Raw genomic sequence first — 17,938 nt, 5'->3', positions numbered from 1 at the left:
TTCCTACTCCTCGTCACCTTCTGCGCCGAGCGCCTCGTTTTCGGTCCAGGTCCGCTTGGGCCCGGTCAGGACGATGTCCCAGTTGTAGCCCAGGGCCCACTCGGGCTCGGTGAGGCTGTGGTCGTAGGTGGCCACCAGGCGGTCGCGGGCGTCCTGGTCCACGATGGTCTGGTAGATGGGGTCCAGCGGGAAGAGCTGGTCGCCCGGGAAGTACATCTGGGTGATGATGCGCTGGGTGAACTCCGTGCCGAACAGCGAAAAGTGGATGTGGGCGGGTCGCCACGCGTTCAGGTGGTTCTTCCAGGGGTAGGCGCCGGGCTTGATGGTGATGAACCGGTAGGAGCCGTCCGGGCCGGTGATGCAGCGGCCGATGCCGGTGAAGTTGGGGTCGATCGGGGCGGGGTGCTGGTCGCGCTTGTGGATGTAGCGGCCGGACGAGTTCGCCTGCCAGATTTCCACCAGCTGGCCGGCCACAGGGCGGCCGTCGCCGTCCAGGACCTTGCCGGCGACGATAATCCGCTCGCCCAGCGGTTCGCCGTTGTGCTGGATGGTCAGGTCGGACTCCAGGGCGTGCACGTCCTGGTGCCCGAACGCCGGCGAGTACAGCTCGATGGTCTCCGGATCCGCGTGGTGCAGGCTCTTGGTGGGGTGGCGCAGGATGCTGCTGCGGTACGGCGGGTAGTCCAGCCGCGGCTGGGTTTCCGGCTGGGCGCCGTCCTTCAATGCCCGCTGGTAGGCCTCGCCGATGGCGTTGATCTCTGCGCTGAGGTCCGCCTGTGACTCGATGGCCTTGTCCAGGGGCTGGTGGGCAGCCTTCGGTTCGGCCGGGGGCACGAGTTCCTCCGACTCCAGCTCGGCGGTGATGTCTTCCGGCATGGCTGGCTCCTTTCTGATCTGTTCGGTTTCTTGCGTCCGGGGTTGTGTGGTGCGGTCTAAGGCGTGCGGTGCAGCGAGTCGTACTGGACGGCGTGGCGCACCGGAGCATTGGGGGCGCCGTAGCCGTCGTAACCGCCGCGGCGTTCCACCATTTCGAAGAACACGCTGCCCACGGTGGCGGTGTAGAAGTGCAGGAATTCGCCGTCGGCGTCGCGGTCGAACAGCAGGTTCAGCTCCTGCAGGGTGGCCAGGAACCCAGGCTCCAGGTCGAACCGGGCGTCCAGGTCCTCGTAGTAGTTGGCCGGGATCTGCAGGAATTCCAGGCCCCGTTCCCGGGCTGCCCGGGCTGTGGCCACGAGGTCGTCCACGGCAAAGGCGATGTGCTCCTGGTAGGTCTTGCGGACCTCGCTCCGTGCCTGCTGGATGGGGGCGAGGTTGAGCACCAGCCGCACCGCGCCGTCGGAGGTCTGCATGACCTGCGAGCGCACCAGCCCGCTGGGGCTTGGCACCTCCGCGAACGGCTGCGGCTCCAGGGCCAGGGCGCTGGTGTAGAAGAGGACAGCTTCGTCGAAGTGCTGCCACGGCTGGGCAAGGTTGACGTGGTCGATCACGGCACTGGCTCCGGTGGACGGGTGCTCCAGCCCCTCCCCGAACTCGTGGGTCCACGCCGCCGTGCCGTCCGGGCTGCCCTGGCAGAGAAAGATCTCGGTGGAATCGGGCGCGGAGATGCCCTGGAAGACTTCCTCGTCGGCCTGCACCTTGCGGGCCACCACGGGGGCCTTGAGCTGCTGGGCGCGCGCCGAGGCAATCACGGGGGAATCGACGTCGAACCCCAGTGCGGCAATGGCCGGCTCGGCATGCCGGGCCGCCTGTTCGTTGATGATCACCCGGGCCTGGCCCATGGTCCACAGCTGGACGTCCTTGGTGCGGTGCCTGCCCTCGAAGGCGAAGCCCAGCTGGCCCAGGAGTTTCTCCAGCTGCGCGGTGTCGTCCGCCTTGACCTCGGCAAAGTTGAAGCCCGCGGGTTCGTTCACCTTGGGCAGGGTGGCAAGTTCCATGGGGTAACGACGGCGGAGCGCTGCTCCGTTGCCTGGTGCGGCTTCGGTACCGGCCAGCCATTTGGCGCTCTGTTCTTCAAGCCAGATGAGCGACCGCATGGCATCCACGGCCGTCCGCTCCACGTCCGACTGGCGGAAAACGTCATTGAAGACTTCCAGCGAGACGGGTCCGGTGTACCCGGCCCGGACCACGTGGCCCATGAACTTGGCCAGCTCAAACTGGCCCTCGCCCGGGAACACCCGGTAGTGCCGGCTCCAGGACAGCACATCCATGGAGAGCTTGGGGGCGTCCGCAACCTGGACGAAGAAGATCTTCTCCGGGTTGAATGCCTCAATGTGGGCGGTTTCCCAGTCCCGCGACAGGATGTGGAAGGAGTCCAGGCAGGTGCCCAGATTGGGATGGTCAACCATCTCCACCAGCCGGTAGGCATGCTCGTAGTCGTTGACGTACTTGCCCCACGCAAGCGCTTCATAGGCCACCTTGACGCCGTGGTCGCCGGCCAGGTTGGCAAGCTGTGCCAGCTGCTCGGCGCGGAGGCCGTCGTCGTCGATGGTGGCGGTGGCAACGTTGGAGCAGACCAGGATGGTGTCCATGCCCAGGCGGGCCATGAGCCGGAACTTGGCCTCGGCCCGGCGGAGGTTGGCCTTCAGCAGGTCCGGGCTGACGCCGTCGAAATCCCGGAAGGGCTGGTAAAGATCCAGGCCAAGGCCCAGGTCGGCGGCCAGCTTGCGGACGTCCTCGGGACTCAGCGGGGACGTCACCAGGTCCTGCTCGAAGATCTCGATGCCGTCGAAGCCTGCGATGGCGCAGGCCTGCATCTTCTCTTTGAGGGTTCCGGACAGGCAGACAGTGGCGATTCCGGTGCGCATCAGGCAGCCACCTCTTCCGCTGCCACGAGCTCCAGGAAGTGGGCGCGCATGCGGTCCGGGTCCGCGTCCAGGCCGGTGAAGATCCGGAACGCGTCCGCGGCCTGGCCCACGGCCATCCGGCCGCCGTCCAGGACGTCGCAGCCCTTGGCCCGGGCGCCGCGGACCAGTTCCGTGTCGATGGGGCGGTAGACGATATCCGCCACCCAGTGCCGGGACTCCAGCAGGTCCAGGTCCAGCGGCACGCCGGGGTGGGCGGCCATCCCCACGGGGGTGCAGTGCACCAGGCCGTCGGCCACGCGCATCAGCTGCGGCAGCTCCGCCGTCGTACCTGCCGTGACGGTGCTGTCCGGGAAGAAGCCCTGGAGCTCGGCGGCCCGGGCTGCCGAGCGTCCCGGGTCCACGTCCACCAGGTGCAGGGTCCTGACGCCGGCGGTCAGCAGGGCGTAGGCGACGGCAGATCCGGCACCGCCGGCACCGAGCTGGACCACGCGGTCCAGCGACGCCCCGGGGAGGCCGGAAGCCAGTGCCGCGGCGAAGCCGGAGAAGTCGGTGTTGTAGCCGATGAAGCGGCCGTCCCGGATCACCACGGTGTTGACGGCGCCCAGGCGGCGGGCGTCCGGGGAGATTTCGTCAAGGTGCTCCAGGACCAGCTGCTTGCAGGGATGGGTGATGTTCAACCCATTGAAGCCCAGCGTCCGGGCGCTCTGCAGGATGCTGCCGACGGACTCGCCCGCCAGGCCCAGCTCCAGGAGGTCGATGGGGCGGTAGAGGTAACGCAGGCCCTGCACGTCACCTTCCCGTTCGTGCATGGGCGGCGTGAGCGACGGCGTGACACCGTCTCCAACCAGTCCCACGAGGTAGGACTCAGTTCGAATACTCATCCGTGCAGCTCCTTTGGTAACGGCACCGGCAGTGTCCATGCGGGGATGGGCTGCGCCGGTGATAGGGATTACAGTACAGCATTTGTTCACTTCTCGCACTACTGTTCGAGATACGAACTAAATATTTTGAGTAACGGCACAGGCGCCTTAGCCGCGCTGCGGAAGGCGTGCAGCCAACTCGGCTGCCGCATCGACCAGGACGGGGACGTGGGCCTCCAGCTCCTCGAGGCTCAGGCGGAAGACCGGAACGGCCGTCGCCAGGGAGGCAAAGGCGTGACCCTGGCTGTTGAGCAGGGGCACCGCCACGGCACGCATGCCGGCCTCGTTCTCCTCATCCATGACCGCGTAGCCGCGGCGGCGCACCTCCTCGATTTCCGCCCGGAACGCGTCCCGGTCGGTGATGGAGCGGGCGGTGAGCGCCTCGAGCGGGAGTTCCGCGAGCAGCCGCTCCCGTTCCGCATCCTCGGCGAATGCCACCAGGGCCTTGCCGACGGCAGTGGTGGACAAGGAGCCCAGGTGGCCCGGATCGCTGGTGACGCGGAAGATCTGCGGCCCGTCCACCTTGCTGACGGTGAGGTGGTGCAGGCCGTCGCGGACGCTGAGGATGGTGGCTTCCCCGGTCTGCTCGGTCACCCGGCGCAGGATGGGCATGGCAGTGCCCGCGAAACCGTGGTGGTTGGAGACCCGCTGGCCCAGCTGGAAGATGCGCAGGCCCAGGTGGTAGCGGCGGCCGTCCGGCTCGTAGTCAACAAAGCCGTCACGGGTCAGGGATCCGAGCAGCCGGTAGGTTGTGCTGAACGGCAGTTCCGCGCGGCGGGAAATTTCCGCGGCGCTGGCACCGCGGGGTTCGTCCCCCAGGAGGACAAGCAGGCCCAGGGCCTTGCCCACCATGTCCGTGCGTTCCGCAGGACGCGCGCCAACCTTCGCCTCCGGGGGCATGGTGTTCACGGGCTCCGTGGCGGCAGGGGCAGCAGCGGATTCTTCATTGACCGCTGTGGTTTGGTTCACACTCATGGCAAACATGTTGCCACAATGTGAGAGCTATTTCTAGATGGTGATTATTTTCTTGACAGGTGACTGCCCTCACAGTCATAGTTTCTATATCGCACAAGTAGCTCCCACCATGTGGCTACTGACGCCGGGTCTTCTTCCGGACTCCAGCCGCATCGCGCCCCGCCCGTACCAAGGCAGCGGCGGCTGCGACCTCCAGATCCATCCGCGACAATGTCGTCACACCAAAGGAACACCATGAGCCAGACACTTCCGTCCGCCGGGGCGGGTGCCCTCACCCGTGCCGGGACGCCCAGGAAAGCAGCCCTCGCCAGCTTCCTGGGCAGCGCCGTCGAATACTACGACTTCTTCATCTTCGGATCCGCTGCGGCGCTGATCTTCCCCAAGGTCTTCTTCCCCGATGCAGACACCAACGCTGCCATCATGTCCTTCGCCACCTTCGGCTTCGCCTACGTGGCACGTCCCGTGGGCGCCATCATCCTGGGCCACTTCGGCGACCGGGTGGGCCGCCGGAAGGTCCTGATGTTTACCCTGCTGCTCATGGGCGCGTCGACGTTCGTGATCGGCTGCCTCCCCGACTTCCACACGGTCGGCTGGTGGGCCCCGGTCCTGCTGGTGCTGGCCCGCCTGTGCCAGGGCCTCTCCGCCGCCGGTGAGCAGGCCGGCGCCTCGTCCATGACCCTGGAGCACGCTCCGGACAACCAGCGTTCCTTCTTTACGTCCTGGACCCTCACCGGTACCCAGGGCGGCCAGATCCTCGCCGCCCTGGTCTTCATCCCCGTCCTGGCCCTGCCGGATGAGATCAAGTACGGCATCGGCTGGCGCGTCCCGTTCTGGCTCAGCGCCGTCGTGGTCATGGTTGCCTTCTTCATCCGCCGCACGCTGCACGAGCCGCCGGCCTTCGAGGAAGCGCAGAAGAACGCCCAGATCTCCAAGCTCCCGGTGGCCGACCTCCTCAAGGGCCACTGGCGCGACGTCCTGCGTGTTGTCGCCTGCGCCTTCATTGCCGCCGTCTCCACCGTCTTCGGCACCCTGGCCATCAGCTACGCCAAGACCGTGGCCGGAGTGGACGGCACCACCACCCTGTGGCTCGTCGTCGGGGCCAACCTGGTGGCCCTGGGCACCCAGCCGCTCTTCGGGAAGCTCGCTGACAGGATCGGCCGCAAGCCCGTCTTCATTTACGGCGCCGTGGCCAGCGCAATCCTCACCCCGCTGTTCCTGCTCAGCCTGGAATCCCACAGCATCCCGTTGATGTTCGTTGCAGCCATCGGTTTCTTCTCCTTCGGCTACGCCGCCTCCAACGCCGTGTGGCCGTCCTTCTACGCCGAGATGTTCAGCACCAAGGTCCGTTTCTCCGGCCTGGCCATCGGCACCCAGCTCGGGTTCCTGATGGCTGGCTTCGCCCCGGCCATTGTGGCTGCCATGGGCGGCATCCAGGCGGGCGGCTGGGTCCAGATCAGCATCTTCACCGCCATCATCTGCGCCATCGCCGCCGTCTCGGCACTCACGGCCAAGGAGTCCTTCCGGACCCCCACCAACCTGCTGGGCGTGAAGTAGGCGCCGACGTCACACCAGCCCGGTTTAGAGCCGGAAAGCCCGCCATTCCCCCAAATGGCGGGCTTTCCTTCGTGAAAGATGGGCTGCTTCGGAAGCGTCCCGCAGGGCACTTACCCCCGCCCGGTCTCCAGCACCGAGGCCAGGTCAAAATTGACCGGTTCCTCCAACTGCTCGTAGGTGCAGGACTCCGGGTCCCGGTCCGGGCGCCAGCGGTTGAACTGGGCCGTGTGGCGGAACCTGTCGCCCTCCATGTGGTCGTAGCGGACCTCCACCACCAGTTCGGGCCGCAGTGGGACGAAGGACAGGTCCTTCCCGGCGCTCCACCTGCTGCCTTCGGCGTTCCGCGGCGTCCGTTCCCCTTCTTCCTGCTTGCCCCACGCCCACGGGTGGCCCTCGAAGCCGGTCACCAGCGGCTGGAGTTCTTCGAACAGTTCCTTGCGGCGCTTCATGGGGAAGGCGCCGATCACGCCCACGCTCGCCAGGCCGCCGTCGTCCTTGTAGAGGCCCAGCAGGAGGGACCCGATAGCATCGGGACCGCTCTTGTGGAGGCGGTATCCTGCCACCACGCAGTCGGCCGTGCGCTCGTGCTTGACCTTGAACATCACCCGCTTGTCCGGCTCGTACCGGCCGTCCAGCCGCTTGGCCACGATGCCGTCCAGCCCGGCGCCCTCGAACTGTTCGAACCACTGCGCGGCCGTGGCTTTGTCCGTGGTGGCAGCTGTGAGATGGACCGGGGCGCTGCTGGCCGCGAGCGCCTTCTCCAGCGCGGCCCGCCGCTCAGAAAAAGGCCTGCCGGTGTAGTCGTCGTCGTCCAGCGCCAGCAGGTCGAACGCCACGAAGCTCGCCGGGGTTTGTTGGGCCAGCAGCTTCACCCGGCTGGCCGCGGGGTGGATGCGCTGCTGCAGGGTGTCGAAATCCAGCCGGTCGCCGGACGCACCGATAAGGATGATCTCGCCGTCCACCACGCAGCGCGGCGGCAGGTTTTCCTTCAGTGCCGCAACGAGCTCCGGGAAGTAGCGGGTCATGGGCTTCTCGTTGCGGCTGCCGATCTCCAGGTCATCACCGTCGCGGAAGATGATGGACCTGAAGCCGTCCCATTTTGGCTCGTAGCTGAGGTCCGCGCTTCCTGGAATGCCGTCAATGCCGCTGACGGCCTTGGCGAGCATGGGCGGGACGGGCGGCATCACGGGAAGTTCCATAGTGCCCATTCTTGCCCGGCCAGCGCCCTGCACGGTAGGGCGGCGCGGCGGCGGAGTGGTTTTCAGCCTGCCAGCAGCCAAACCACCAGCACCAGCACCGGCGCCGCGGCGGCGGTGGAGAGCAGGATGGTTTCCCGCGCCACCGCCACCCCCCTCCCGTACTTGCTGGCGAACAGGAACACGTTCTGGGCCGAGGGAAGCGCCGCCATCAGCACTACGCCCAGCAGCATGTGGTGGTCCAGGTTGAAGAGGAAGCGGCCGACGACGAACGCCACCGCCGGCATCACCGCGGACTTGAGTGCCGTGGCAGTGAGGATTTCGGCCGTGTGGCCGCCGCTTCGAAGCATCTTTGTTCCGTGCAGCGACATCCCGAAGGCCAGGAGCACCACCGGCACTGCAGCACCGCCCAGGAGCGTCAGTGGAGCCATCACCGGAGCCGGAAGCTGCACATGGAACGCGGCCAGGACCACGCCCAGGAGCGAGGCGATGATCATGGGGTTCCGGAAGGGCTGCGTCAGCATGAGCCGGGGCGAAAACCGGCCGGCCTCGGAGAGGTCCAGCAGGGTCAGGACCAGCGGGGCGAACAGGAGCAGCTGGACCAGCAGGACCGGAGCTACGGGAGTGGCGTCCCCCAGGGCATACAGCGTGATGGGGATGCCGATGTTGTTGGCGTTGACGTAGGAGCCCGCCATCGCGCCCACGGCCGTCTCCGCGAGCGGCCGCGGAAACCAGATCCGGCTGGCGGCCACATACAGGAGGGCCGTGACCGCCGCCGTGATCATGGCGAGCGGAACGTATGCGGAGAGGACCACGGAGAGGTCCGATTTCAGCACCACGGTGAAGAGCAGCACCGGGTTGGTGATGAAGAAGGCGGTCCGGGTCAGCGCCGAGATGGTGGGTTCATCGCCCAGGCCGCAGCGTGCGGCGATGTAACCCACGGCAATGACGACGCCGATCACCGCCAGTCCGATCAGCACACCGCCCACGTGGGGTACTTCCTTCCGCTCCCGCCGCATCCTGCCGCGCCGCAGGACAAAGTACTACAAGTCTCAAACTTATCGGACAAGCGGTCCCGACATTGCCAGGTGGGCCGCGTGACCCGCTGCCCGCGGTGTGCGCTGTGTGAAAAGATCAACCATGCACGCAATGCAGCACTCCAGCAAGCTTGAAAACGTCCGGTATGAGCTCCGCGGGCCAGTCCTGCAGGCGGCCAAAAACATGGAGGCCGAAGGGCACCGGATCCTCAAGATGAACCTCGGGGACACGGCGCCGTTCGGCCTGGAAGCACCTGAATCCGTGGTGGTGGACATGATCCACCACCTTCGCGGCGCCCAGGGCTACAGTGACTCCAAGGGCATTTTCACGGCGCGGACCGCCATCTCGCAGTACTACCAGACGCGTGGCCTGATGAACATCGGGGTCGAAGACATCGTGATCGGCAACGGCGTCAGCGAACTGATCTCCATGTGCCTCCAGGCGTTCATGGAGAACGGCGACCAAATTTTGGTCCCGGCACCGGACTACCCTTTGTGGACCGCCGCCGTGACCCTGACGGGCGGAAAACCCGTGCACTACGCCTGCGACGAGGCGGAGAACTGGTGGCCGGACATGGCCGACGTGGAGGCTAAGATCACCAGCCGCACCAAAGGCATCGTGATCATCAACCCGAACAACCCCACCGGCGCCGTCTACCCCCGCCACATCCTGGAGCAGTTCGCGGCGCTGGCCCGGAAGCACAACCTGGTCCTGTTCTCGGATGAGATCTACGAGAAGGTGCTGTACGACGACGCAAAGCATATCCACACCGCGTCCGTGGCTGAGGACCTGTGCTGCCTGACGTTCAGCGGACTGTCCAAGGCCTACCGGATGCCTGGCTACCGGGCAGGATGGGTGGCCATCACCGGACCGCTTGCCGCTACCGCCGCCTACCGTGAAGGCCTTGAGCTGCTTGCCTCGCTGCGCCTTTGCGCCAACGTTCCCGCCCAGCATGCCATCCAAACCTGCCTGGGCGGCTACCAGAGCATCGAGGCGCTGGTGAAACCCGGAGGCCGGCTGCGCGAGCAGCGGGACCTTGCCCATAGACTCCTTACCGCCATTCCCGGCGTGACCTGCGTGCCGGCGTCGGGCGCCATGTACCTGTTCCCGCGCCTGGACGCGGACCTGTATCCCATTGCCAATGACGAAAAATTCGTCCTGGACCTGCTCCGGGACCAAAAGATCCTGGTCTCCCACGGCTCGGCCTTCAACTGGCCCGCGCCGGACCACTTCCGGTTTGTCATCCTCCCCTCGGTGCTGGACATCGAGGAAGCCGTCCGGCGGATTTCCAGCTTCCTGGCCGCCTACCGCAACGGCACGGACGAATAACGCCGGGGACATGTAAGCAGAGGCAGGAAACCGCAGCGGCGCGAAGAACTAACCGGGCGCTAACCACGGGGAAACCGCTACGCAACATTCCCGGCCCACACTGGGTAGTGCAGGCAAGAGCCGGCACCAGCTCCAGCCAGGAGGCCCCCGATGTTGAAGAAAGCGACCACGCATGTAACCAGAGTCCGCGCCCTGGACCAGCTCCACCGCGGTGACGAAATCGAAGCCCGCCTCTCCGTAGGCCCTTCCTACGACGACGTGGTGATCCGCCGCGGCAGCGTGCAGGAAACGGCGCCCGGCATCGGGGTGGTGTGGATCCTGGACCGGATCACGGGGGTCCGGAAAGCAATCAATACGGACGAATGCACCGTCTGGCGTGTGGCATAGGGACCTGGATGCGGGGCTGCGGGCGTAGTCAGTAAGGACTGCCCGCCACCGGCCCGCCTCCCGGTTAGCCGCCGGCCACGGACTGGATCACCAGTACTTCCTGGCCCGGCGCCACCCTGGTATCCAGGCCCTGCAACCGCCGCACCTCGTCGCCGTTGACGTAGATGTTGACGAACCGGCGCAGCGCACCGGTTTCGTCACGGAGCCGCCGGCCCAGCACCGGGTAGTCGGAGGCCACCGCATCGAGCAGGCTTTCCACCGTCACCGGCCCGTCCGCGGGCGCAGTCAGTACGGACTGCCCGCCGGCCAGGGGCTGCAGGACGCTGGGCAGCAGCAAAGAAATCTCAGGCACCTGCCACCACGGCCGCCCTGACACACAGGACATCAGGCAGGTGGGAGGCCACCTCCCTGAATGTCTCCCCTTCATCCGCACTCGCATAGACCGTCCCGCCCCGCGTACCGAAGTACACGCCGGCGGGATCTGCGGTGTCCACGGACGCCGCGTCCCTGAGCACGCTGTTGTATTCGTGCTCAGGGAGCCCGGTGCTGAGCCGCTTCCAGGTGTTCCCGGCGTCGTCGGTGCGGTGGACGGCAAGCTTTCCGTCGGGCGGGATGCGTTCGCCGTCGGCCTTCAACGGAATAACCCAGGCGGTGCCCTCCCTGCGGGGATGCGTGAGCATGACGAAGCCGAAATCGGCAGGCAGGCCTTCGGCGATGGATGTCCAGCTGTCCGCATTGTCGTCCGTCCGGTACACCCCATGGTGGTTCTGGGCATAGAGGCGCCCTTCCACGGCGGCATCGGCGGCGATCTTGTGCACGCACTGGCCGAACTCGGGGTTGGGGTCCGGCATGAAGTAGGCCGAGATGCCCTTGTTGCGCGCCTCCCAGGAGGTGCCGCCGTCCAGCGAGCGGTAAACGCCGCCGGTACTCATGGCAACGTGCACCGTTTCCCCGGCCGGCTGGACCACGATCGAATGCGCAGCCGCCCCGCCATAGCCCGCTCCCCATTCGCTGCGGTGCGGGTGGTCCCACAAGCCGCGGTTCAGCTCGAAGTGCTCCCCGCCGTCCGTGGATTTCCAGACGGAGATGGGTTCGGCTCCGGCCCATACCACTCCGGGGCGGGACTCGGCGTCCGGATAGATCTGCCAGACCCGCTCCAATGCTGCCCCGGTGTCCTCTGGGAACTTGATGGCGCCCTGTTCCGGCTCGGTCCAGGTGGTGCCGAAGTCGTCGGAGTGGGCAACCGTTGGTCCCCAGTGCGGACTGCGGACACCCACCAGGATGCGCGTGCGGCCTTCCCTGGTATCGATCCCGATGCTGGGGATCTCCGCCATGAGGAAGTGCGGCCCGGTGAAGGACCACTCCTGCCGGTCCCGGCTCGTGGCAAGCCACAGCCCTTTCTTGGTCCCGATTGCCAGGACAAATGATTCTGCGGCCGTTGCCATGCGGACCATGCAACCACCGGATCAGTCACCGCGCAACGTTTCCAGGTGCGCAGGCTCCACATTCACAGAGGCAGGAGTCAGTCCACGAACTCCGACTGCGTCTGGATGAAGTCCCAGTCGGCGACGGTCAGCACGGCGGCGGGATTTCCGGGGTGCGGGCCGCCCGCCTCAGCGATGCCCTGGAGCACCGGAAGGGGCAGTTCCTCCGCATAAAGGTTTTCCCGCAGCCACTCTTTGCTGGCGAGGTCCAGGTCCAGCCACCACATAAAGATTTCCACGAAACCCCTCCTTGCGTCGCTTTAAACGTTAGGCGCGGCCCCTCCGGGGGACAAGGTGCTGCGGCCGGAAGCAGGTGTGTCCGGCCGGGTTTCAAGTACTGGCAGGTAACTTTCCCAGCCAACCCCGTTGAAAGACGAGTATCCCCTACTGGCGACTGCGCAAGGCGGCGCTCCTAGCCTGAAATCTCAAGCAAGCTGACCGTGCTGCTGGGGCATACGGCGTCACCGCTGGCCTTTCCTCGCCATGGTCCGTTTCACACATATATGGGGAGACAAAATGAAACGCACCTTAGCAACAATGGGGGTGATGGGGCTTGGCCTTATCAGCCTCACAGCGCCCGCCATCGCGGCTTCCGACCAGGTGGTGGTCGCCCGCTCAAACGGAAGCGCCCTGATACCGCTGGAGATCAATACCAACGGCGGCACTAACAACGGCGGTGGCAACAACACCGGTGACACCAACAACGGCGGTGGCGGCAACGGCGGCGGCGGCACCAACAACGGTGGCGGCAACGGCGGCGGCGGCACCAACAACGGTGGCGGCAACGGCGGTGGCGGCACCAACGGCGGCGGCACCGGCGGCACCAACAACGGCGGCGGCAACGGCGGTGGCGGCACCAACGGCGGCGGCACCGGCGGCACCAACAACGGCGGTGGCGGCACCAACAACGGTGGCGGCAACGGTGGCGGCAACGGCAACGGTGGCGGCAACGGTGGCGGCAACGGCAACGGTGGCGGCAACGGCAACGGTGGCGGCGGCGGCACCAACAACGGTGGCGGCAACGGCAACGGCAACGGCGGCGGCAACAACGGTGGCGGCAACGGCGGCGGTGGCGACAATACCGGCGGCAACACCGGCGGCGACAATACCGGCGGCGGCGATACCGGCGGCGACAATACCGGCGGCAACACCAACACCGGCGGCGACAATACCGGCGGCAACACCGGCGGCGACACAACCGGTGGAACTGCTCCGGCCGCTGTGGCGGCTGTGGCCCCTGCTGCCGCACCCGCGCAGCCGGCGCCCGCCAAGCAGGCTGTTGCCACACCCAAGGCTGCCCCTGCCCCGGTCGCCGTCGGAACCAACCAGGGCTACAACGCACAGACGGCGGTGGGAGCACCCGATGGCTTGCCGGGCTGGCTGGTAGGCCTGGGAGCGCTTGCTGCCGCGGGGACCGTGGTGGCAGTACGGCGCCAGTCGCGTCCGCTGCACACTGCCGGCTAGCCGGAACACCGCCACCAACAGTGGCCCCCTGACAAGGAAGGCGTCCTGCCAGTGCCCGGCAGGACGCCTTCCTTCCACCCCCGCCAACCCTTGAGGAGTGACATGCCACAGGACCGGAGCCGGCACGCAGCCCCCCAGCACGGCATGTGGCGGCGCATATGGCGCCGGTGGAACGCCGGTGACCTGGCAATCCTGTGCTGTGGCGTCCTCGCCTTCGTGTCATTCACCCTCGGCGCTCCCCTGTTCCACCCGGCACCGCCACTGGCAATCGGAAATGCCCCCGCTTCGGTTGCCCTGGTTCGTGGCGGCATTCCATCCGCCGCGGGGGCGGCTCCCATTGCGGAGACCGGCCTGCAGGACGCCGCAGCGGCACCCGACCAGGCAGCGGCAGCCCAGGCTCCTGGCGAAACAGCAACGGAAGCGCCTGCGGGACCGGAGCTTCCGGCGGCGTCCCAGCCGGTCCGCATCCGCTACCCGTCGGCCGCCTTCGATGTGCCCGTCCACCCGCTGGACCTGGACAGTGGGGCCCAATACAGCCGGACCATTGAACCTCCCGCCACCAAGGACGGCTACTGGCTCACGCCCTTCGGGGTTCCGGGCAAGGGCTCCGGCAACACCACCTACGTGATTGGCCACAGTTGGGACGGCGCGGATGCTCCCTTCAACCACCTCAGTTCGGCGGCGGCCGTTGGCGACCGCCTGGAGGTGGAAACAGTGGCGGGAACCATCAGCTACCGGGTGGACAGCGTCACGACCTACCTGAAGTCCAGCCTCAAGGACAGCCCCGTCTGGGACATTGTGCCCAACCGGCTGGTCCTCATCAGCTGCTACACCGAGGATCCGTGGGGCAAGAACGTGGTGGTCACGGCATATCCCAGCCTTCCCTAGGCCTCCGGGCCCGCACTCCGGAAGTTTGACGGGCCGAACGAACCTGTTCATGCAGCCGGTGCGGGCGGACAATTGCAGCATGACATGGGAAAACTTCGACGGCGCTCCGCTGCTGACGGGAATCATGCCCAAACAGCACCCGGAGGTTCTCCAGATCGCAGCCTCCCTGGCAGCCCGGTTGTCGGCGCCATTGGTCTGCGCGTACGTGGACGAAGCCAGCTACCTGGTGGAATGGGACCCGGCCCGCTCCGCCCACCGGCTTTCCCTGCACCCGGACGCAGATGACGACATGCTGGCCCTGACAACGGAGTTGAAGGCACAGGTCCAGGCTGCGGCGGACAAGGTGCCTTCCGACGGCGGGCCCCTGCAGTGGTCCTTCCGCACCCTTTCAGGCGATCCCGCACGGGCGCTGGCGCAACTGGCCGCCGAACTGGATGCCCCGGTCATCATCGTGGGCACCTCCGAGCGCGGCTTCACGCACCGGCTCTCGGAGGCACTCAACGGATCGGTCGGGCAGTGGCTAAGCCACCACCAAAGCCGCCCCGTGCTTGTGGTTCCATACCGGATGCCGGCCCATGAGGACAGGCCCTGAGCGGCGGATACCGGGGAAAATACGCCTGGAAATGGCGGGCTTAAAGTAAAGCGAAAGTACTTATTCGTGGTGCTGGCGCGCTGCCCGTACCTGCCAGTAAGCTGATTCAAGCAAGGCCGATCCACACGAGTGGAAGCCGGATTTGCCCAAAAGCTGCTCCGGAGTGCGTATCCCCCAATAACGCACTCCGGAGCTTTTTTTGTGCCCGGGATACTGCCCCACGGACGGGTGGGAAGAGTTCCCGGATACCCCTAGGGGGTACTTGCGCTCATACCCCCAAGGGGTATAGGTTGGCTGCATGAACGCTATCGAAGAAGCCGTTGCGGCGGTAGCAGCCGCACCACCGGCCGCGGAGTCCGGCGTTGCAGCCCAACACGGTTACGCAGCCCAGCACGGTTACACGGAAAACAAGGACGCGTACCTTCGCCGCCTGAAGCGCATTGAGGGGCAGGTCCGGGGCATTGCCCGGATGGTGGATGAGGACAAGTACTGCATCGATATCCTCACGCAGGTTGCCGCCGTCACCAAGGCCCTGCACGCCGTCAGCCTGGGGCTGGTCGAGGAACACATCGGCCACTGCGTGGTGGGTGCAGCCTCCGAGCCGGACCCGGCAGCACGCGCTGAAGCCATCGATGCCAAAGTCAAGGAAGCCGCCGACGCCATCGGCCGGCTGCTTCGCTGACACCCACCAAAACCCGGATCCCGGCCGCCGCCGTCCCAACTGAAGGAGCAAGCCATGAGCACCACCTCTCCCACCACCACGACCATCAGCGTCTCCGGCATGACCTGCGGGCACTGTGTGTCGGCCGTCAGTGAAGAACTTGAAGCCCTCGAAGGCGTTGAAGAGGTCACCGTCGACCTGAACGCCGGCGGGGTCTCCACCGTGACCATCACCTCAAGCAAGGAACTCCCACCCTCCGACATCGGGGAGGCCGTCGCTGAGGCGGGCTACCTGGTGGTTGCCAACGAGGCCTAGAAACCCCTACACCGCGGAAAGCGACATGAGCCACCAGGAACTGCTCCACCCACCGGGTACCCGGATCGTCGAACTGGACATCGAGGGGATGACCTGCGCGTCCTGCGTCAACCGGGTGGAGAAGAAGCTCGGCAAGCTCGACGGTGTGGCGGCCACCGTCAACCTGCCGCTGGAGTCGGCGTACGTGACGGTCCCCGAGGGCATCACCGACGAACAGCTCACGTCAACGGTCGAGGCAGCCGGGTACAAGGCGAGGGTCCGCCACCGCAGCACTACTGGTGCGGGGGCGCGGCCGGTGGACCCGTCTGCTGAGGTCCACGCTTCGAGTCTCCGGCCGCGCCTGGCCGCCGCTGCGGTGCTGACAGTCCCGGTGTTTTTGGTCAGCATGGTTCCGGCGTTCCAGTTCCCGCACTGGGGCTGGGTGGCAGCGGTCCTGGCGCTGCCGGTGGTCACGTGGGCGGCGTGGCCCTTCCACCGGGCCGCAGCAGTCAATGCCCGCCATCTCGCCTCCACCATGGACACCCTGGTGTCGCTCGGCGTGGCCGCCGCCTACTCCTTCTCCGCCTGGCAGCTGCTGGCGGACCCGCGCATGACGGAGCATCCCGGCATGGAAGGCATGTCCGGCGGCCTGTACTTCGAGGTGGCCGCGGTGGTCACCACCTTCCTTCTCCTGGGCCGGTACCTGGAGGCCAATGCCAAGCAAAAGGCCGGCGACGCCCTCCAGGCCCTGCTGAACCTGGGCGCCAAGGACGCCGCCGTCCTGCGCGGCGGCCGGGAAGAGAAAATTCCCGCGGACGGTCTGCAGGTGGGCGACGTCCTGGTGGTAAGGCCGGGTGAAAAGATCGCCACCGACGGTGTGGTGGTGGACGGCGCCTCCGCGGTGGACGCCTCCCTGGTCACGGGTGAGTCCGTCCCCGTCGAGGTGGGGCCGGACAGCCGCGTTACGGGTGCCACCATCAACACCTCCGGCCGCCTGCTGGTCAGGGCAACCCGGGTCGGCTCCGAAACCACACTGGCCCAGATGGCGCGCCTGGTGTCGCAGGCCCAGACCGGCAAGGCCCCCATCGCGCGGCTCGCCGACCGCATCAGCGCCGTCTTCGTACCGGTGGTCCTGGCCATCGCCGCCCTGACGTTCGTGCTCTGGCTCCTCGTCGCCGGCCCGGGCGCCGACGGCAGCCACCTGCGGCAGGCGTTCACGGCCGCCGTCGCAGTGCTGGTGATCGCCTGCCCCTGCGCGCTGGGCCTGGCCACTCCGGTGGGCCTGCTGACCGGAACCGGACGCGGCGCACAGCTGGGCATCCTGATCAAGGGCCCCCAGGTCCTGGAGGACACCCGCACCGTGGACACCATCCTGCTGGACAAGACGGGGACGGTCACCACCGGCGCCCTGGCCGTGGATGCCACGGCCGCGTTCCCCGGCTTCCAGGACCGGGATGTCCTCCGGCTGGCCGGAGCCGTTGAGGCCGCCAGCGAGCACCCGGTTGCGCACGCCATTGCGGCAGCAGCAGTTTCCGCCGCACGCCTGGCGCCCGCAGGGGACGACGGCGGCACCTCGCCTTCAGTGCACCTGCCGCCAGTCCAGGGGTTCAGTTCCGCCCCGGGTGGCGGGGTGTCGGGCACCGTCGAGGGCAGCCACGTGATGGCCGGGCGGGGCAGCTGGCTGGAGCAGAACGGCATTGCCTTGGACGGCGGCCAGCAGGCGCAGTTGGCTGCTGCAGAGGAAGGCGGCGCCACGGCCATCTGCGTGGCAGTGGATGGCACGCCCGCCGGCATCATCAGCCTTAGGGACAGCGTCAAGGAAGGGTCCGCCGCAGCGGTCGCCCGGCTTAAGGCGCTGGGCCTGCGGCCCATCCTGCTGACCGGCGACAACGCCGCCGTCGCCGCCCAGGTGGCTGCCGCCGTCGGCATCGCCGCGGATGACGTCCGTGCAGGCGTCCTGCCGGAAGGGAAGGTGGCAGCAGTCCGGGAGCTCCAGGCGGACGGGGCCACGGTGGCCATGGCCGGGGACGGCGTCAATGATGCCGCGGCGCTTGCGCAGGCGGATCTCGGGATTGCGATGGGCTCCGGGACCGATGTGGCCATCGAAGCCGCGGACCTGACGGTGATGGGGAACGACCTCGCCCAGGTGGCCCAGGCCATCGAGCTGTCCCGGAAGACCCTGTTCACCATCAAGACCAACCTGTTCTGGGCGTTCTTCTACAACGCCGTGGGGATCCCGGTGGCCGCCCTGGGGCTGCTCAACCCGATGATCGCAGGAGCTGCCATGGCTGCCAGCTCGGTGCTGGTGGTGGCCAACTCTCTGCGGCTGCGCAGCTTCGGCAAGTAGCAGCG

Annotated in this window: 18 protein-coding genes; 9 read left to right on the top strand and 9 right to left on the bottom strand. The window is 67.1% G+C overall.

Annotation, left to right across the window (positions count from 1 at the left end):
• Window positions 1-3 precede the first annotated feature (3 nt).
• The 4 genes from pcaH to AC3ANU_RS02570 all read right to left on the bottom strand — a co-directional run bounded on the left by pcaH (window position 4) and on the right by AC3ANU_RS02570 (window position 4,699).
• Window positions 4-876, bottom strand: a complete 873-nt coding sequence (gene pcaH / locus AC3ANU_RS02585; protein WP_018769802.1) for a protocatechuate 3,4-dioxygenase subunit beta — start codon at window positions 874-876, stop codon at window positions 4-6.
• 56 nt (window positions 877-932) lie between these two features.
• Window positions 933-2,804, bottom strand: a complete 1,872-nt coding sequence (locus tag AC3ANU_RS02580; RefSeq protein WP_478222658.1) for a bifunctional sugar phosphate isomerase/epimerase/4-hydroxyphenylpyruvate dioxygenase family protein — start codon at window positions 2,802-2,804, stop codon at window positions 933-935.
• A complete protein-coding gene (locus AC3ANU_RS02575) occupies window positions 2,804-3,685 on the bottom strand; it encodes a shikimate dehydrogenase (RefSeq protein ID WP_478222657.1) in 882 nt (293 codons plus the stop codon). The genes AC3ANU_RS02580 and AC3ANU_RS02575 overlap by 1 nt, the downstream gene beginning before the upstream one ends.
• 147 nt (window positions 3,686-3,832) lie before the next feature.
• On the bottom strand, window positions 3,833-4,699 hold the full coding sequence (locus tag AC3ANU_RS02570; protein ID WP_478222656.1) for an IclR family transcriptional regulator: 867 nt from the start codon (window positions 4,697-4,699) through the stop codon (window positions 3,833-3,835).
• Between the two features lie 234 nt (window positions 4,700-4,933).
• Between AC3ANU_RS02570 and AC3ANU_RS02565 the strand changes: the two genes are divergently transcribed.
• On the top strand, window positions 4,934-6,253 hold the full coding sequence (locus AC3ANU_RS02565; protein ID WP_018769806.1) for an MFS transporter: 1,320 nt from the start codon (window positions 4,934-4,936) through the stop codon (window positions 6,251-6,253).
• A 110-nt stretch (window positions 6,254-6,363) separates the two neighbouring features.
• On the opposite strand, the gene AC3ANU_RS02560 is transcribed toward AC3ANU_RS02565, so the two are convergent.
• Complete coding sequence (locus tag AC3ANU_RS02560; protein ID WP_018769807.1) at window positions 6,364-7,452, bottom strand: ATP-dependent DNA ligase; 1,089 nt, start codon at window positions 7,450-7,452, stop codon at window positions 6,364-6,366.
• A gap of 62 nt (window positions 7,453-7,514) precedes the next feature.
• Window positions 7,515-8,438: an AEC family transporter gene (locus tag AC3ANU_RS02555; RefSeq protein WP_134164872.1), complete on the bottom strand. Its 924-nt coding sequence runs from the start codon at window positions 8,436-8,438 to the stop codon at window positions 7,515-7,517.
• A 151-nt stretch (window positions 8,439-8,589) separates the two neighbouring features.
• Between AC3ANU_RS02555 and AC3ANU_RS02550 the strand changes: the two genes are divergently transcribed.
• Together AC3ANU_RS02550 and AC3ANU_RS02545 are read left to right on the top strand one after the other, a co-directional pair.
• The gene (locus tag AC3ANU_RS02550) at window positions 8,590-9,816 is read left to right on the top strand and encodes a pyridoxal phosphate-dependent aminotransferase (protein WP_018769809.1); all 1,227 of its coding nucleotides are present in this window, start codon (window positions 8,590-8,592) and stop codon (window positions 9,814-9,816) included.
• Between the two features lie 150 nt (window positions 9,817-9,966).
• A complete protein-coding gene (locus AC3ANU_RS02545) occupies window positions 9,967-10,203 on the top strand; it encodes a hypothetical protein (RefSeq protein ID WP_056392396.1) in 237 nt (78 codons plus the stop codon).
• A gap of 64 nt (window positions 10,204-10,267) precedes the next feature.
• Here the strand turns inward: AC3ANU_RS02545 and AC3ANU_RS02540 are convergent, their stop codons facing one another.
• From AC3ANU_RS02540 to AC3ANU_RS02530, 3 genes are all read right to left on the bottom strand, one after another.
• Window positions 10,268-10,588, bottom strand: a complete 321-nt coding sequence (locus AC3ANU_RS02540) for a MoaD/ThiS family protein (protein WP_377204588.1) — start codon at window positions 10,586-10,588, stop codon at window positions 10,268-10,270.
• Entirely contained in the window at window positions 10,548-11,657 is a 1,110-nt protein-coding gene (locus AC3ANU_RS02535) for a WD40/YVTN/BNR-like repeat-containing protein (protein ID WP_018769812.1), read from the bottom strand. Before AC3ANU_RS02535 ends, AC3ANU_RS02540 begins: the two co-directional genes overlap by 41 nt.
• Before the next feature lie 68 nt (window positions 11,658-11,725).
• Window positions 11,726-11,926: a hypothetical protein gene (locus tag AC3ANU_RS02530; RefSeq protein ID WP_018769813.1), complete on the bottom strand. Its 201-nt coding sequence runs from the start codon at window positions 11,924-11,926 to the stop codon at window positions 11,726-11,728.
• Between the two features lie 277 nt (window positions 11,927-12,203).
• On the opposite strand from AC3ANU_RS02530, the gene AC3ANU_RS02525 reads away from it, so the two are divergent.
• From AC3ANU_RS02525 to AC3ANU_RS02500, 6 genes are all read left to right on the top strand, one after another.
• Complete coding sequence (locus tag AC3ANU_RS02525; RefSeq protein ID WP_488315393.1) at window positions 12,204-13,151, top strand: hypothetical protein; 948 nt, start codon at window positions 12,204-12,206, stop codon at window positions 13,149-13,151.
• A gap of 102 nt (window positions 13,152-13,253) precedes the next feature.
• Window positions 13,254-14,039, top strand: a complete 786-nt coding sequence (locus AC3ANU_RS02520; protein ID WP_488315392.1) for a class F sortase — start codon at window positions 13,254-13,256, stop codon at window positions 14,037-14,039.
• Window positions 14,040-14,118: 79 nt separating this feature from the next.
• Entirely contained in the window at window positions 14,119-14,631 is a 513-nt protein-coding gene (locus AC3ANU_RS02515) for a universal stress protein (protein WP_488315391.1), read from the top strand.
• Between the two features lie 298 nt (window positions 14,632-14,929).
• Entirely contained in the window at window positions 14,930-15,313 is a 384-nt protein-coding gene (locus AC3ANU_RS02510; protein WP_018769816.1) for a metal-sensitive transcriptional regulator, read from the top strand.
• 54 nt (window positions 15,314-15,367) lie between these two features.
• A complete protein-coding gene (locus AC3ANU_RS02505) occupies window positions 15,368-15,607 on the top strand; it encodes a heavy-metal-associated domain-containing protein (protein ID WP_018769817.1) in 240 nt (79 codons plus the stop codon).
• Window positions 15,608-15,632: 25 nt separating this feature from the next.
• Window positions 15,633-17,933, top strand: a complete 2,301-nt coding sequence (locus AC3ANU_RS02500; RefSeq protein ID WP_488315390.1) for a heavy metal translocating P-type ATPase — start codon at window positions 15,633-15,635, stop codon at window positions 17,931-17,933.
• Window positions 17,934-17,938 lie beyond the last annotated feature (5 nt).

The sequence above is a fragment of the Arthrobacter sp. SDR-2R genome (genome assembly GCF_057747955.1).
The sequence above is the reverse complement of the archived record's forward strand: the minus strand, read 5'-3'. Positions and strand labels throughout refer to the sequence as shown.

Bases quoted from the DNA above. Each gene is read 5' to 3' on its own strand.
- AC3ANU_RS02515 (WP_488315391.1), top strand. From the start codon at position 14,119: ATGACATGGGAAAACTTCGACGGCGCTCCGCTGCTGACGGGAATCATG.
- AC3ANU_RS02500 (WP_488315390.1), top strand. From the start codon at position 15,633: ATGAGCCACCAGGAACTGCTCCACCCACCGGGTACCCGGATCGTCGAA.
- AC3ANU_RS02505 (WP_018769817.1), top strand. From the start codon at position 15,368: ATGAGCACCACCTCTCCCACCACCACGACCATCAGCGTCTCCGGCATG.
- AC3ANU_RS02545 (WP_056392396.1), top strand. From the start codon at position 9,967: ATGTTGAAGAAAGCGACCACGCATGTAACCAGAGTCCGCGCCCTGGAC.
- AC3ANU_RS02570 (WP_478222656.1), bottom strand. From the start codon at position 4,699: ATGAGTGTGAACCAAACCACAGCGGTCAATGAAGAATCCGCTGCTGCC.
- AC3ANU_RS02575 (WP_478222657.1), bottom strand. From the start codon at position 3,685: ATGAGTATTCGAACTGAGTCCTACCTCGTGGGACTGGTTGGAGACGGT.
- AC3ANU_RS02535 (WP_018769812.1), bottom strand. From the start codon at position 11,657: ATGGTCCGCATGGCAACGGCCGCAGAATCATTTGTCCTGGCAATCGGG.
- AC3ANU_RS02580 (WP_478222658.1), bottom strand. From the start codon at position 2,804: ATGCGCACCGGAATCGCCACTGTCTGCCTGTCCGGAACCCTCAAAGAG.
- AC3ANU_RS02540 (WP_377204588.1), bottom strand. From the start codon at position 10,588: ATGTCCTGTGTGTCAGGGCGGCCGTGGTGGCAGGTGCCTGAGATTTCT.
- AC3ANU_RS02565 (WP_018769806.1), top strand. From the start codon at position 4,934: ATGAGCCAGACACTTCCGTCCGCCGGGGCGGGTGCCCTCACCCGTGCC.
- AC3ANU_RS02560 (WP_018769807.1), bottom strand. From the start codon at position 7,452: ATGGAACTTCCCGTGATGCCGCCCGTCCCGCCCATGCTCGCCAAGGCC.
- AC3ANU_RS02550 (WP_018769809.1), top strand. From the start codon at position 8,590: ATGCACGCAATGCAGCACTCCAGCAAGCTTGAAAACGTCCGGTATGAG.
- pcaH (WP_018769802.1), bottom strand. From the start codon at position 876: ATGCCGGAAGACATCACCGCCGAGCTGGAGTCGGAGGAACTCGTGCCC.
- AC3ANU_RS02525 (WP_488315393.1), top strand. From the start codon at position 12,204: ATGAAACGCACCTTAGCAACAATGGGGGTGATGGGGCTTGGCCTTATC.
- AC3ANU_RS02510 (WP_018769816.1), top strand. From the start codon at position 14,930: ATGAACGCTATCGAAGAAGCCGTTGCGGCGGTAGCAGCCGCACCACCG.
- AC3ANU_RS02520 (WP_488315392.1), top strand. From the start codon at position 13,254: ATGCCACAGGACCGGAGCCGGCACGCAGCCCCCCAGCACGGCATGTGG.